General features: G+C 70.4%; 14 protein-coding genes and 3 tRNA genes. 7 read left to right on the forward strand and 10 right to left on the reverse strand.

Annotated features, from left to right (window positions below):
• Nucleotides 1-23: 23 nt before the first annotated feature.
• Nucleotides 24-308: a preprotein translocase subunit SecE gene (gene secE, locus ACU6P3_RS13395; RefSeq protein ID WP_030742145.1), complete on the reverse strand. Its 285-nt coding sequence runs from the start codon at nucleotides 306-308 to the stop codon at nucleotides 24-26.
• Between the two features lie 105 nt (nucleotides 309-413).
• A tRNA-Trp gene (locus ACU6P3_RS13400) sits at nucleotides 414-486 on the reverse strand.
• A 239-nt stretch (nucleotides 487-725) separates the two neighbouring features.
• Here ACU6P3_RS13400 and ACU6P3_RS13405 point away from each other — a divergent pair.
• Together ACU6P3_RS13405 and ACU6P3_RS13410 are read left to right on the forward strand one after the other, a co-directional pair.
• Nucleotides 726-1,952 carry a pyridoxal phosphate-dependent aminotransferase gene (locus ACU6P3_RS13405; RefSeq protein WP_030742142.1) on the forward strand — a complete coding sequence of 409 codons (1,227 nt, stop codon included), beginning with the start codon at nucleotides 726-728 and terminating at the stop codon, nucleotides 1,950-1,952.
• Nucleotides 1,953-2,110: 158 nt separating this feature from the next.
• Nucleotides 2,111-3,226, forward strand: coding sequence for an adenosine deaminase (locus ACU6P3_RS13410; protein WP_447197304.1), 1,116 nt, complete (start codon nucleotides 2,111-2,113; stop codon nucleotides 3,224-3,226).
• A 34-nt stretch (nucleotides 3,227-3,260) separates the two neighbouring features.
• Here the strand turns inward: ACU6P3_RS13410 and ACU6P3_RS13415 are convergent, their stop codons facing one another.
• The 6 genes from ACU6P3_RS13415 to ACU6P3_RS13440 all read right to left on the reverse strand — a co-directional run bounded on the left by ACU6P3_RS13415 (nucleotide 3,261) and on the right by ACU6P3_RS13440 (nucleotide 5,861).
• Nucleotides 3,261-4,316 carry a UDP-N-acetylmuramate dehydrogenase gene (locus tag ACU6P3_RS13415; RefSeq protein WP_447197305.1) on the reverse strand — a complete coding sequence of 352 codons (1,056 nt, stop codon included), beginning with the start codon at nucleotides 4,314-4,316 and terminating at the stop codon, nucleotides 3,261-3,263.
• A 60-nt stretch (nucleotides 4,317-4,376) separates the two neighbouring features.
• A complete protein-coding gene (locus tag ACU6P3_RS13420; RefSeq protein ID WP_447197306.1) occupies nucleotides 4,377-4,805 on the reverse strand; it encodes a MaoC family dehydratase in 429 nt (142 codons plus the stop codon).
• Between the two features lie 5 nt (nucleotides 4,806-4,810).
• Nucleotides 4,811-5,263 carry an FAS1-like dehydratase domain-containing protein gene (locus ACU6P3_RS13425; RefSeq protein WP_447197307.1) on the reverse strand — a complete coding sequence of 151 codons (453 nt, stop codon included), beginning with the start codon at nucleotides 5,261-5,263 and terminating at the stop codon, nucleotides 4,811-4,813.
• Nucleotides 5,264-5,415: 152 nt separating this feature from the next.
• Nucleotides 5,416-5,580 (reverse strand): 50S ribosomal protein L33, encoded by a 165-nt coding sequence (gene rpmG, locus ACU6P3_RS13430; RefSeq protein ID WP_003956487.1) that lies wholly within the window; start codon nucleotides 5,578-5,580, stop codon nucleotides 5,416-5,418.
• An 88-nt stretch (nucleotides 5,581-5,668) separates the two neighbouring features.
• Nucleotides 5,669-5,741 (reverse strand) — tRNA-Met (locus ACU6P3_RS13435).
• A 47-nt stretch (nucleotides 5,742-5,788) separates the two neighbouring features.
• Nucleotides 5,789-5,861 (reverse strand) — tRNA-Thr (locus ACU6P3_RS13440).
• Between the two features lie 428 nt (nucleotides 5,862-6,289).
• Here ACU6P3_RS13440 and ACU6P3_RS13445 point away from each other — a divergent pair.
• The 4 genes from ACU6P3_RS13445 (at nucleotide 6,290) to ACU6P3_RS13460 (ending at nucleotide 10,024) form a co-directional block, all read left to right on the forward strand.
• Nucleotides 6,290-7,633 carry an amidohydrolase family protein gene (locus ACU6P3_RS13445; RefSeq protein ID WP_447197308.1) on the forward strand — a complete coding sequence of 448 codons (1,344 nt, stop codon included), beginning with the start codon at nucleotides 6,290-6,292 and terminating at the stop codon, nucleotides 7,631-7,633.
• Between the two features lie 70 nt (nucleotides 7,634-7,703).
• Entirely contained in the window at nucleotides 7,704-8,363 is a 660-nt protein-coding gene (locus ACU6P3_RS13450) for an SDR family oxidoreductase (RefSeq protein ID WP_447197309.1), read from the forward strand.
• Between the two features lie 621 nt (nucleotides 8,364-8,984).
• Nucleotides 8,985-9,455, forward strand: coding sequence for a GntR family transcriptional regulator (locus ACU6P3_RS13455; RefSeq protein ID WP_447197310.1), 471 nt, complete (start codon nucleotides 8,985-8,987; stop codon nucleotides 9,453-9,455).
• A complete protein-coding gene (locus ACU6P3_RS13460; RefSeq protein ID WP_447197311.1) occupies nucleotides 9,452-10,024 on the forward strand; it encodes an HD domain-containing protein in 573 nt (190 codons plus the stop codon). Before ACU6P3_RS13455 ends, ACU6P3_RS13460 begins: the two co-directional genes overlap by 4 nt.
• On the opposite strand, the gene ACU6P3_RS13465 is transcribed toward ACU6P3_RS13460, so the two are convergent.
• Both ACU6P3_RS13465 and ACU6P3_RS13470 read right to left on the reverse strand, forming a co-directional pair.
• A complete protein-coding gene (locus tag ACU6P3_RS13465) occupies nucleotides 10,012-10,485 on the reverse strand; it encodes an NUDIX domain-containing protein (RefSeq protein WP_447197312.1) in 474 nt (157 codons plus the stop codon). The genes ACU6P3_RS13460 and ACU6P3_RS13465 overlap by 13 nt on opposite strands.
• A gap of 2 nt (nucleotides 10,486-10,487) precedes the next feature.
• Nucleotides 10,488-11,246, reverse strand: a complete 759-nt coding sequence (locus tag ACU6P3_RS13470; protein WP_447197313.1) for a helix-turn-helix domain-containing protein — start codon at nucleotides 11,244-11,246, stop codon at nucleotides 10,488-10,490.
• 536 nt (nucleotides 11,247-11,782) lie between these two features.
• Here ACU6P3_RS13470 and ACU6P3_RS13475 point away from each other — a divergent pair.
• On the forward strand, nucleotides 11,783-11,917 hold the full coding sequence (locus tag ACU6P3_RS13475; protein WP_447197314.1) for a hypothetical protein: 135 nt from the start codon (nucleotides 11,783-11,785) through the stop codon (nucleotides 11,915-11,917).
• Nucleotides 11,918-12,153 lie beyond the last annotated feature (236 nt).

Below are 12,153 nucleotides of genomic sequence, written 5' to 3' on the forward strand. Positions count from 1 at the left end.
CGAGCGGGGCGCCCTCCGCGGGATCAGCCGAAGACGTACTTGATCGCTTGCTGGAAGCCATAGTCAATCACGGTCACCAGACCGATCATGATGACAACGAAGACGATCACCACGGTGGTGTACGTCGTCAGCTGACTGCGAGTCGGCCAGACGACCTTGCGCAGCTCGGCGACGATCTGACGGTAGAAGAGCGCGAGGCGGCCCAGCGGGCCCTTCTTTCCGCGCTTGCCGCCCTTGCGGGTCTTCTTCGACTCGGCGGACTCATCGTCGGCATCAGGCTTGTCGATGGAGCCCACGGCGTCCGTCACGCTCTCTCACCTGATTCCGGGTCGTGGCCGTGCCGCGCCCGGGGGAGCCGCACGGCGGTGCAATGACTGTACGTACATGCGCACACATCCTGGCGGTGTGTGTAGCAGGGCCGGAGGGACTTGAACCCCCAACCGCTGGTTTTGGAGACCAGTGCTCTACCAATTGAGCTACGACCCTTTGCGTTTTCCCCAACCTACCGCATCCGACCGGACGCACGGCGTGCGCGGTACGGACCGACTGCTGAAGGCCAACGACGAGTGAGTGTACGTGGTCGTGGCGCCCGCGTCGAACAGCATTCCTCCACGAGTCCCCCGCCGCTCGCCCCCGCTCCCTTCCCCCGCCGGGGGAGCGGCTCGTAAGGCCGACGCGCGAAACGTATGTGCCGTTCATGTTTCGGGTCTGGGAACATGGGCCGCATGAGCGCTGCAATCCCACCCACCGAGCGCCGGGTCTCCGCCCGGGTCGGCGCGATCTCCGAGTCCGCGACCCTCGCCGTGGACGCCAAGGCCAAGGCCCTGAAGGCCGCCGGGCGTCCGGTGATCGTCTTCGGTACGGGCGAGCCCGACTTCCCCACCCCCGACTACATCGTCGACGCGGCCGTGGAAGCGTGCCGCCTCCCCAAGTTCCACCGCTACACGCCGGCCGGCGGGCTCCCCGAGCTCAAGGCCGCCATCGTGGCCAAGACGCTGCGCGACTCGGCGTACGAGATCGACACCTCGCAGGTCCTGGTGACCAACGGCGGCAAGCAGGCGATCTACGAGGCGTTCGCGGCGATCCTGGACCCGGGCGACGAGGTCATCGTCCCGGCCCCGTACTGGACCACCTACCCCGAGTCGATCCGGCTGGCCGGCGGTGTCCCGGTAGAGGTGGTGGCCGACGAGACGACCGGCTACCGCGTCTCCGTCGAGCAGCTGGAGGCGGCCCGCACCGAGCGCACGAAGGCCGTGCTCTTCGTGTCGCCGTCCAACCCGACCGGCGCCGTCTACAGCGAGGCCGACACGGAGGCCATCGGGCGCTGGGCCGTCGAGCACGGGCTGTGGGTGATGACGGACGAGATCTACGAGCACCTCGTCTACGGCGACGCCACCTTCACCTCGCTGCCCGCGATCCTGCCCGAGCTGCGGGACAAGTGCGTCGTGATCAACGGGGTCGCCAAGACCTACGCCATGACCGGCTGGCGGGTGGGCTGGCTCATCGGTCCCAAGGACGTCGTCAAGGCCGCGACGAACCTCCAGTCGCACGCCACGTCCAACGTCTCGAACGTCGCGCAGGCCGCGGCGCTCGCCGCCATCTCCGGTGACCTGGAGGCCGTGGCGGAGATGCGCACCGCCTTCGACCGGCGCCGCCGGACCATCGTGCGGATGCTGAACGAGATCGACGGCGTGGTCTGCCCGGAGCCCGAGGGCGCGTTCTACGCGTACCCCTCGGTGAAGGCGCTGCTCGGCAAGGAGATCCGCGGCAGGCGCCCGGAGACCTCGGTCGAGCTGGCCGCGCTGATCCTGGACGAGGTCGAGGTCGCCGTCGTCCCGGGTGAGGCGTTCGGCACACCGGGCTACCTGCGGCTGTCGTACGCGCTCGGGGACGAGGACCTGGTCGAGGGCATCGGCCGGATCCAGAAGCTGCTGGCCGAGGCCAAGGACTGAGCCGGGGCGCCGCCGCGCGCGAAGCGGCGCCGCACGTGCGAACGGGCTCCCTGCCACTCGGCCGGGGGCCCGTTCGCGTACTCGGACAAGATCTCGATCAAGCCCTCGATCGATGGAACGGGATGCCGGACGGCCCGGTGATACGGCAGGATCCTGGGATGGAGAGCACCACCCCGGAGAGCACCCCCCGCCGCGACACGCGGCTCAGCGAGCCCCGGCCCGGCGGGACCGGCCCCCGTACAACAGATCCCCGTGACGCGGGCCCCCGCGATGTGAGCACCCTGCCGAAGGCCCACCTGCACCTGCACTTCACCGGTTCGATGCGGTCGGCGACCCTGCTCGAACTCGCCGACAAGTACGGCGTCCACCTGCCCGACGCGCTGACCGGCGGCGAACCGCCCAAGCTGCGCGCCACCGACGAGCGCGGCTGGTTCCGCTTCCAGCGGCTGTACGACATCGCCCGGTCCTGCCTGCGCACGCCGGAGGACATCCAGCGGCTGGTGCGCGAGGCCGCCGAGGAGGACGTGCGGGACGGCTCCGGCTGGCTGGAGATCCAGGTCGACCCCACGTCGTACGCGCCCCACCTGGGCGGCCTGATCCCCGCCCTGGAGATCATCCTGGACGCCGTGGACGCCGCTTCCGCGGAGACCGGCCTCGGGATGCGCGTGGTGGTCGCGGCGAACCGCATGAAACACCCGCTGGACGCCAGGACACTGGCCCGGCTGGCGGTGCGCTACGCGGACCGCGGCGTCGTCGGGTTCGGGCTCTCCAACGACGAACGGCGCGGCATGGCGCGGGACTTCGACCGCGCGTTCGCCATCGCCCGGCACGGCGGCCTGCTGGCCGCGCCGCACGGCGGCGAGCTGACCGGCCCTTCCTCCGTAAGGGACTGCCTGGACGACCTGCGCGCGGCCAGGATCGGGCACGGCGTACGCGCGGCCGAAGACCCCCGGCTGCTCCACCGGCTCGCGGAACGCGGGGTGACCTGCGAGGTCTGCCCGTCCTCCAACGTCGCGCTGGGGGTCTACGAGAAGCCGGAGGACGTGCCACTGCGCACGCTGTTCGAGGCGGGCGTCCCGATGGCGCTGGGCGCGGACGACCCGCTGCTCTTCGGTTCCCGGCTGGCCGCCCAGTACGAGCTGGCCCGGCTCCACCACGGCTTCACCGACGAGGAGCTGGCCGAGCTGGCCCGCCAGTCGGTCCGGGCCTCGGCGGCGTCGGCCGACGTACGGCAGAGGCTGCTGGCGGGCGTCGACGCCTGGCTGGCCGGCTGACGGCGGTCCCGGGGCGGCTTCGGAAGGCGCGGCCTCAGAGGCTGACGCCGACCGTCACCGGCTCGTTGACCAGGGTGACCCCGAACGCCTCGCGGACCCCGGTGACCACCTCGCGGGCGAGGGCCAGCAGGTCCTCGGTGGTCGCCTCGCCCCGGTTGGTGAGGGCGAGGGTGTGCTTGGTGGAGATACGGGCCGGGCCCGAGCCGTACCCCTTGGTGAAGCCGGCCTTGTCGATCAGCCAGGCGGCGGAGGTCTTCGTGCGCCCGTCCTCCGCCGGGTACGCGGGCGGCGCCACGCCGTCACCGAGCCGCGCGTGGACGCGGGCCAGGAAGTCCGCGTACTCCTCGGCGCCGAGGACCGGGTTGGTGAAGAACGAGCCGGCGGACCACGTGTCGTGGTCGTCGGGGTCCAGCACCATGCCCTTGCCGGCGCGCAGGGCCAGGACGGTCTCCCGGACGGTGGCGAGGGGAGCGCGGTCGCCGGGCCCGACACCGAGGGCGCGGGCGGTCTCGGCGTACCTGACGGGCGCGGAGAGCCCGCCCGCGTCCTCCAGCGCGAAGCGCACGGAGAGCACGACCCAGCGCTCCGGATGGGCCTTGAAGCGGCTGTGGCGGTAGGAGAAACCGCAGTCGGCGTTCGGGATGGTGACTCTCTCGCGGGTGGCGCGGTCGTAGGCGACGACCTCGGTGATTGTGCCGGCCACCTCCTGGCCGTACGCACCGACGTTCTGGATCGGGGTGGCACCGGCCGAGCCGGGGACGCCCGCGAGGCACTCGATACCCGCGAGGCCCGCCTCGACGGCCCGGGCGACGGCGTCGCTCCAGACCTCGCCCGCCGCCAGTTCGAGCGAGGTGCCGTCGAGCGTGCAGCCCCGGGTGGCGATGCGCAGGGCGGTGCCGTCGAAGCCCTTGTCCCCGATGACCAGGTTGCTGCCGCCGCCGATGATCAGCAGGGGTGTCCCTGCGTCGTCGGCCTCGCGTACGGCGGCGATCACCTCGTCGTCGGTGGTGGCCGTGACGAGGCGGGCGGCGGGGCCGCCGAGGCGGAAGGTGGTCAGGGGGGCGAGTGGGGCGTCGTGGAGTTCCTGCACGGGCACAAGAGTACGGTCAGGGCGGACCGCCCGTTCCCGGGGCGCGACGGGGCGCGGCGGTCAGCCGAGCCGGACGACCGCGCGGGACATGCCGAGCACCTTCTGTCCGGCGCTCATGGCGGTCAGGTCCACCCGTACCCGGCGGTCGTCGAGTTTGGCGCCGACCTTGGCGCTGACCTCGACCACCGCGCCCTCGTCGTCGTTCGGCACGACGACGGGCTTGGTGAAGCGCACGCCGTACTCGACGACGGCGCCCGGGTCGCCCACCCAGTCGGTCACCACCCGGATCGCCTCGGCCATGGTGAACATGCCGTGCGCGATGACGTCGGGGAGACCGACCTCCTTGGCGAACTTCTCGTTCCAGTGGATCGGGTTGAAGTCCCCGGACGCGCCCGCGTACCGCACCAGCGTCGCGCGCGTGACCGGGAACGTGCCCGCCGGCAGCTCCGTACCGACCTCGACCTCGTCGTAACCGATCTTCGCGGCCATGGTCCTCACGCCTCCTCGGCGGCGCGCGCCACCAGCTTGGTCCAGGCGGTCACGACGTGCTCGCCCGCCTCGTCGCGCACCTCGCCCCGGACGTCGATGATGTCGTTCCCCGCGAGGGACTTGATGGCCTCGATGGTCGAGGTGACCGTCAGCCGGTCCCCCGCCCGTACGGGACGCGAGTAGGCGAACTTCTGGTCACCGTGCACCACGCGGCTGTAGTCCAGGCCCAGTCGCGGGTCGGCGATCACATCGCGGGCGGCCTTGAAGGTGATCGCGAACACGAAGGTGGGCGGTGCGATCAGATCGCAGTGCCCGAGCGCCTTGGCAGCCTCCGGGTCGAGGTACGCCGGATTCGCGTCGCCGACCGCCTCGGCGAACTCCCGGATCTTCTCCCGGCCGACCTCGTACGGCGCGGTGGGCGGATAGCTCCGCCCCACGAAGGACTGATCGAGCGCCATGACTCGCTCCCTCCTGTGTCGAACTGTGTCGGACTGTGTCGCGTGTCGCGTGTCGCGTCTGTGTGGGACCGCACGCGATCCGACCACGACGGACCAGGACAAACGACGCGAGGCCGTCCCCCAGCGGGGACGGCCTCGCAGACGAGCCTGGTTCAGCGCGTTTCGCGGTGCGCGGTGTGCGAGTTGCAGCGCGGGCAGTGCTTCTTCATCTCAAGACGGTCCGGGTTGTTGCGCCGGTTCTTCTTGGTGATGTAGTTCCGCTCCTTGCACTCCACGCAGGCCAGCGTGATCTTCGGGCGGACGTCGGTGGCAGCCACGTGAGTGCTCCTTGACGGACGGATGGACGGATGAACGCATAAAAGAGTAGCCGATCGAAGGACCGACCCCACAATCGGCTACCGTGTGTAGCGGTGACCGGACTTGAACCGGTGACACAGCGATTATGAGCCGCTTGCTCTACCGACTGAGCTACACCGCTTCGATGCTGGATCACCTCGCCCGAAGGCGAGGATCACCGAACATCTGAGCCCCAATACGGAATCGAACCGTAGACCTTCTCCTTACCATGGAGACGCTCTGCCGACTGAGCTATTGGGGCGAGCGATGAAGACATTACACGGTTGCTCGCCACTAGCCCAAATCCGTTTACGCGAATCCGTTTGGGACGGCCGGCTCGGTGATCCGGCCGCCCCGCGCCCAGAACCGCCCGGGGTCTGCTCGGGGGCGGCCCACGGGCCGCCCGGGGACTGTCCGAGCTCCGCTCAGGGACGGCCGAGGGGGCGCCCCCGGGCAGCGCCCGGACAGCCCGTGGGCCGTCCGGGTACGCGCCCGCCCGCACACCTCTCGCACCCACCTGTACGTACGCGTCTCCTGTCCACCCGTGCGTACACCTCTCGTACCCACCCGTACGGCATTCGTGGCCTCGCCGGTACGACTATTGCGCTCTTCCACGACGCTCGGCGGAGCCGCGCCTAATCTCGATTCACGCTGTGCGATCCGCACGCGGAAGTCTTGAGCAGGAGCGGGATGCCCGACAGCCAGCCGCAGCCGCCCGGTGGTGCCGCCGACACCACCGCGCTCGTTCTCTGCGGGGCCCGACTCACCGACGGCAGGACGGTGGACGTACGGCTCAGCGGGGGCCGGATCGAAGCCGTCGGCACGGCGGGCAGCCTCGGCGCCCAGGGCGCCCGGGTCGACCTCGGCGGATACCTGCTGCTGCCCGCCCCCGCGGAACCGCACGCGCACAGCGACACCGCGCTGACCGCCCTGTCCTCCCCGCCCGCCCCGCACACCGGGGAGACCGCGCCGGGCTCCCCGGGCGGACAGGGCGCCGGGCAGTGCGGCGCCGGGCCCGTCCCGTACGGGCCCGAGGACGTACGGCGCCGGGCCACCGAGGCCGCCCTGCTCCAACTGGGACACGGGGCGACCGCGCTGCGCTCCCACGTACGGATCGGGGACGCGCAGGAACTCGTCCGGATGGAGGCGGTGCTCCAGGCGCGGCGCTCGCTGCGCGGGCTCGGCGACCTGGCGGCCGTCGCCGTGCCGCGGCTGCTGACCGGGCTCGCCGGGGCCGACGGGCTCGCGATGCTGCGGGACGCGGTGAAGATGGGCGCGGGCGCGGTGGGCGGCCGGCCCGACCTGGATCCGGACCCGGCCGGCTTCGCGGAGGCGGTGCTGGAGGTCGCGGCAGAGCACGGCTGCCCCGTCGACCTGCACACGGACGGTGACGACCCGGCGCGGCTGGCCCGGCTCGCGGCGATGGTGGGCGGCCTGCGGCAGCACGTGACGCTCGGGCCGTGCGGGGGGCTGGCCCGGCTCCCGGCCGAGGTGGCCGCCCGGGCCGCGGACCAGCTCGCGGCGGCCGGGGTGACGGTGGTCTGCCTGCCGCAGGGCGGCTGCGGCGGGGTGGATGAACGGGGCGTCGCGCCCGTGGGGCTGCTGCGGGCGGCCGGCGTACGGGTCGCGGCGGGCAGCGGGGCGCTGCGCGACGTCTCGAACCCCGTGGGGCGCGGCGACCCGCTGGAGGCCGCGTACCTGCTGGCCGCGCAGTCCGGACTGTCCCCGGACGAGGCGTACGGCGCGGTGAGCGCGGTGGCACGGGCGGCGATGGGGCTGCCGGAGGTGCGGGTGGAGGCCGGTTTCCCCGCCGAACTGCTCGCCGTCCGGGGCGAGGAGCTGGCGGGCGCGCTGTCCCTCGCGTACAGCAGGATCGTCATCCACCGGGGGCGGGTGGTCGCGCGGACGAGCGCGGTACGGGAGTACTGCGACCCGGCGGCGGTCTCCCTGGAGGTCCCGCGCCAGGGTCGCTCCGACTTCGGACAACCGGGCCAGCCTGGTCAGCCGGGACAACCGGGGCCGCCGGGCCCGTGAGCGCGGGACGGGCGGCCGGAAGCCGGTGCGCACGGTGCGCGCACACGCTCGGGGACGTACGGTCGGGACCATGCGCATTGTCATTGCCGGAGGACATGGCCAGATCGCGTTGCGGCTGGAGCGCCTGCTCACCGCGCGCGGCGACGAGGTGGCGGGCATCATCCGCAACCCCGAACAGGCGGACGAGCTACGGGCGTCGGGTGCGGAACCCGTCGTCCTGGACCTGGAATCGGCCTCGGTCGACGAGGTGGCCGCGGTACTGGAGGGGGCGGACGCCGCGGTCTTCGCGGCGGGCGCCGGCCCGGGGAGCGGGGCGGCCCGCAAGGAGACGGTGGACCGTGGCGCGGCGGTCCTGTTCGCGGACGCCGCGGAACGCGCCGGCGTGCGCCGCCACGTCGTGGTCTCGTCGATGGGTGCCGACCCCGACCACCAGGGCGACGAGGTCTTCGACGCCTATCAGCGCGCCAAGGGCGAGGCGGACGCGTACGTACGCTCCAGGGCAGCACTGGACTGGACGATCCTGCGCCCGGGCATGCTGACGAACGACGCGGGCACGGGTCTGGTCCGGCTCGCGGGGTCGACGGGCCGCGGCCCGGTCCCCCGGGACGACGTGGCGGCGGTCCTGGCCGAACTGCTGGACACCCCGGCCACGGCGGGACTGACCCTGGAGCTGATCGCCGGCCCGGACCCGGTCGCGGACGCCACGAAGGCGGCAGCGGGCACCGCCTGAAAACCGGGGCGGATCGGTCGGACCGGCAGGATCGACGGACCGCGCGGACCGCGCGGACCGCGCGGACCGGTCGGTCGGATCGGCCGGATCGGTCGGATCGGTCGGATCGGTCGGATCGGTCGGATCGGTCGGATCGGTCGGATCCTGAACGCACACGAAGACGGCCCCTGTTCCACGTCGTTCGTGGAACAGGGGCCGTCTTTGTCGCGTGGCGGCGCCAGGATTCGAACCTGGGTAGGCTAAGCCGACGGATTTACAGACCACTCGCGATCAAGCGTCGGCACCCGTTCTGACCTGCGGTGGAGCACCTGGAGTGCGCCAGGTACGGCCGCGCCGTCCGCGTGTCGTCCTGATCTTGGTTTCCGGGGCAGAACCGAAGAGGGGAAGTCGCCCCCGGCTCCTGCGACCTTCAAGGGTCGGCTTACGCCGACGGGCTGTAACACGAGGGAGTGTTACAGCTCATCTCTGACCGGACGCACCGGACACCTGCTGTTCCAGCTGTCCGGTGCGTTTCCCCAGGTCAGCGTCTTAAGCGGACAGTCGGACAGCTGGTACACCCCATGGGCGACGCTCCATGGGACTCTTGAGCATGTCAACGGAGAGCGGAGTGAGGGGAAGCGCGTGCCGCAGCAGATCAGCCCTCGGGGGACCTTCCTGGCGGTTGCCGACGCGTTGAAAGCCACGATCGCGAATGACAGGGAACTGACAGAGCTGCCGACGATCGCGACCGTCATGAGTGACCACGGCGTGTCCCGGGGCGTCGTGATCCGGGCCTTTGACGTGCTCGTGAAGGAAGGGCGTGCGGAGAAGGTCCGTGGCGGCCGCCATCGCGTGGTCAGGCACGGGCAGCACGTCGACCGCCGGCCGTTGGCCGAGCGTCTCGTGGACGTGTTCGAGGCTGACGCGCTTGAGGTCGGTGAGCCGTTCCCGAGCGCGTCGGACCTGAGCCAGCGCTTCGGTGTCTCGCGCCCGACCGTGGGCAAGGCTCTGGACAAGCTGGAAGCCGCCGGACTGCTGACAGAAGCACGGCAGGGCAAGCCGCGGACCGTGCGGGCCCTGCCGCCCGATCGAGAGGAGCGTTCCGAACCGTGAGCGCCACTGGATTGACCGAGTGGGCCTACCCCCTCGCTGAGTCTCTGCTGTCCGAACCACTCCCCCGCCGCTGGGCTCACTCCCGGGGAGTGGCCGAGCGGGCCCGGTCCCTCGCGCCGATCCTGGGAGCGGACGCCGAGCTGATGGAGGCCGCCGCAGTACTCCACGACATCGGTTACGCACCGGACGTGGCCAAGACGGGCTTTCACCCCCTGGACGGCGCGCGGTACCTCCGCGACGTCGCCCAAGCTGACAAGCGCGTCGTCTGCCTTGTCGCGCACCATTCGTGCGCGTGGATGGAAGCAGAGGCACGGGGGCTACGAGCTGAGCTTGAGGGGGAATTCCCCCGTGAGCACTCCGACCTCAATGACGCGCTGTGCTTCTGCGACATGAACACGACGCCGGACGGTACGCCGACGAATCCGGTCGACCGGGTGAACGAGATTGCCGGTCGATACGGCGCGGACAGCCTCATCGGGACGTTCATCCGCCGAGCCGAGCCGGAAATCCTCGCGAGTACGGCGCGAGTGCTCGAACGCCTCGCGGACGTCAAGCGTCAGCCGATATAGGGCGCCGCCCGGGTCGTGTCCATGGCGTGCTCGATCCTGAGTCGCATGGTGGGGTGGATGTCGTACTCCAACAGGTCCGCCGGTGAGATCCAGCGGACCTGAGTCGTTTCGTCACTCGTACGGACTTCCCCACCGACCGGCCGAGCCCGAAAACAGATGCTGAACTGCTGACGCACTTCGCCGTCGCTGTACGCCATCACGTGTCCGGGGTCGGTGTAGATCCCGGACACGTCGACGACTTCCGCCTTGATGCCGGTCTCTTCCCACACCTCACGCACCACGGTGTCACTGATCGACTCGCCGACGTCGTGACCGCCACCGGGCAGTGCCCAGCGGCCGTTGTCGGAACGCTGGATCACCAGGATCTCGCCCGCGTCGTTCTGTACGAACGCCACGACGGAGGGCACCACGGAGTTGGCCGGCGGTGCGGCGGGGTCGTGGAGGTAGTCGACGCGTGTCATGTTCAAGCTCCCGTGATGTCGTGACCGGTGACCGGTCGTGCGCTTCCCCAGGTCTGTTCGATGCTATTCGCGTACGTGTCGAACAGCCCGCCGCCTGGAAGTCGCCGCAGATGGAGGACGGGCGCCATGTACGCCCCGACGCCGTAGACGTGCGTGTTGACGAGCATTTCGTCATCGGACCGAAAGAGGGAGTTGTAGAGCGTCGCGTCATGCAGCCGAAAGCCGATGCTCGGGTGGCTTTCGAACAGTGGGCGGTAGTTCACCAAGGCGTTCCGGATCTTTCCGTCCATGATCCGGTGCCCCTCGTCTATGCCCCGCTGCCGAACCGCAGCGCAGTCAGGTTCGCCCAACAGGATTCGAACCTGAACCTCGCTCTCCGTCTTCTCCTTGAGGAGGTTGTGGAACAACGGGTCCTCGGAGAGCCACAGGCCCGAGTAGACCAGCACATCAAGGTAGTTCTCCGCGCGCGAGTACAACTCGCGCCACAGGCCGGGCGGAACCATGTGGCGGTGCGGGTAGACGGTCACGATCTCCGCCTTGCTCAGGTCCGACGCCGTTTCGACGGCTCGGTCGTCGTCCCACAGCGTCGTAACGTCGACCTTGAGCCGTGACGCCGTCGCGTACTGATGACGCCGGTACGGCACCTTCCCCTGTGTGATCCAACGCTCGACCGTCTTCGGAGCGACCTTGATCGCTTCGGCCAGGTCTTGCACGGTCATGCCCTGAGCCAGCAGAGCTGACCGCAACCGCTCGTTGGACATCGCTACCCCCACGGGACGTCTAGGGACCTCTTGGCCATAGCCAGGTCCTCTCGACCGTAGTCAGATGACTTCGAGCTGTCCAAGCATTGGGTGACCAACGCCCCTCACCTGCGGCGATTCTGATGGAGCGCCAAGAAGTCACCGGCGCGAAGCCAAGAGGTTCCGTCGATCGACTTGACGAGGATCGATGTAGGACCTGTAATACAGGTACCGCTTCGGCGGTGCCCGCACCCGGAGGATTCCTGCCGCATCCGCGGCAAGGGACGAAGGCAGTGCCAGCTACTTGAGAACTCAACAGAGTGCAACTGATTGGCGGGGAACGACCCGCCCCCGCGACGGCCGGGTGACGACCGTCGACCAACTTCCGCAGCGTCTTCGACGCTTCGGCCGGTTGCCTGATCCACCCGGACGCGTGCCGGGTGGTGAGGGGGAGCCGGAAAGCTTCGCGCTCCACAGAGCAGAACGGCCCCGACCGGCGGTGCAACGCCGGTCGGGGCCTGAGACCACACCGCCTACTTACCTAGGAGGGCGATCCTGTGAGGGATCGTATCGACGTACAGGCCGTGTCCGCTCAGGCGGACGCCGAAAAGCCCCCGCTGCCCGTCCGCAAGCCGGGAGCGACCAATCCCCCCACCCCTCGCGCGGCCGTCTCCGCGCGGCTGGCCGGGTGATCGCGTTGACCGAGGCCGAACGCGAAGAGCTGGCCCGCAAGGTCGCGGAAGCCAACCGCCGTAGCCACAACAACGCCGGAAAGAACGGCTGACGCTCAACCGCCCCGGCATCCATGCCGCGAGGGCGCCCGATCGGATCGGGCCCGGGGCACTCCACCCACGAACGGCGCGCGACCCCGGTGCGGGAACACCGGGGCCGCGGTTCGGGCCGTTCCACCTGCAAGGGAGAGCACGAC

It is taken from the genome of Streptomyces hebeiensis (assembly GCF_052983195.1).

Bases quoted from the DNA above. Each gene is read 5' to 3' on its own strand.
- ACU6P3_RS13410 (WP_447197304.1), top strand. From the start codon at position 2,111: ATGGAGAGCACCACCCCGGAGAGCACCCCCCGCCGCGACACGCGGCTC.
- ACU6P3_RS13470 (WP_447197313.1), bottom strand. From the start codon at position 11,246: ATGTCCAACGAGCGGTTGCGGTCAGCTCTGCTGGCTCAGGGCATGACC.
- ACU6P3_RS13425 (WP_447197307.1), bottom strand. From the start codon at position 5,263: ATGGCGCTCGATCAGTCCTTCGTGGGGCGGAGCTATCCGCCCACCGCG.
- ACU6P3_RS13420 (WP_447197306.1), bottom strand. From the start codon at position 4,805: ATGGCCGCGAAGATCGGTTACGACGAGGTCGAGGTCGGTACGGAGCTG.
- ACU6P3_RS13450 (WP_447197309.1), top strand. From the start codon at position 7,704: ATGCGCATTGTCATTGCCGGAGGACATGGCCAGATCGCGTTGCGGCTG.
- ACU6P3_RS13405 (WP_030742142.1), top strand. From the start codon at position 726: ATGAGCGCTGCAATCCCACCCACCGAGCGCCGGGTCTCCGCCCGGGTC.
- ACU6P3_RS13445 (WP_447197308.1), top strand. From the start codon at position 6,290: ATGCCCGACAGCCAGCCGCAGCCGCCCGGTGGTGCCGCCGACACCACC.
- ACU6P3_RS13465 (WP_447197312.1), bottom strand. From the start codon at position 10,485: ATGACACGCGTCGACTACCTCCACGACCCCGCCGCACCGCCGGCCAAC.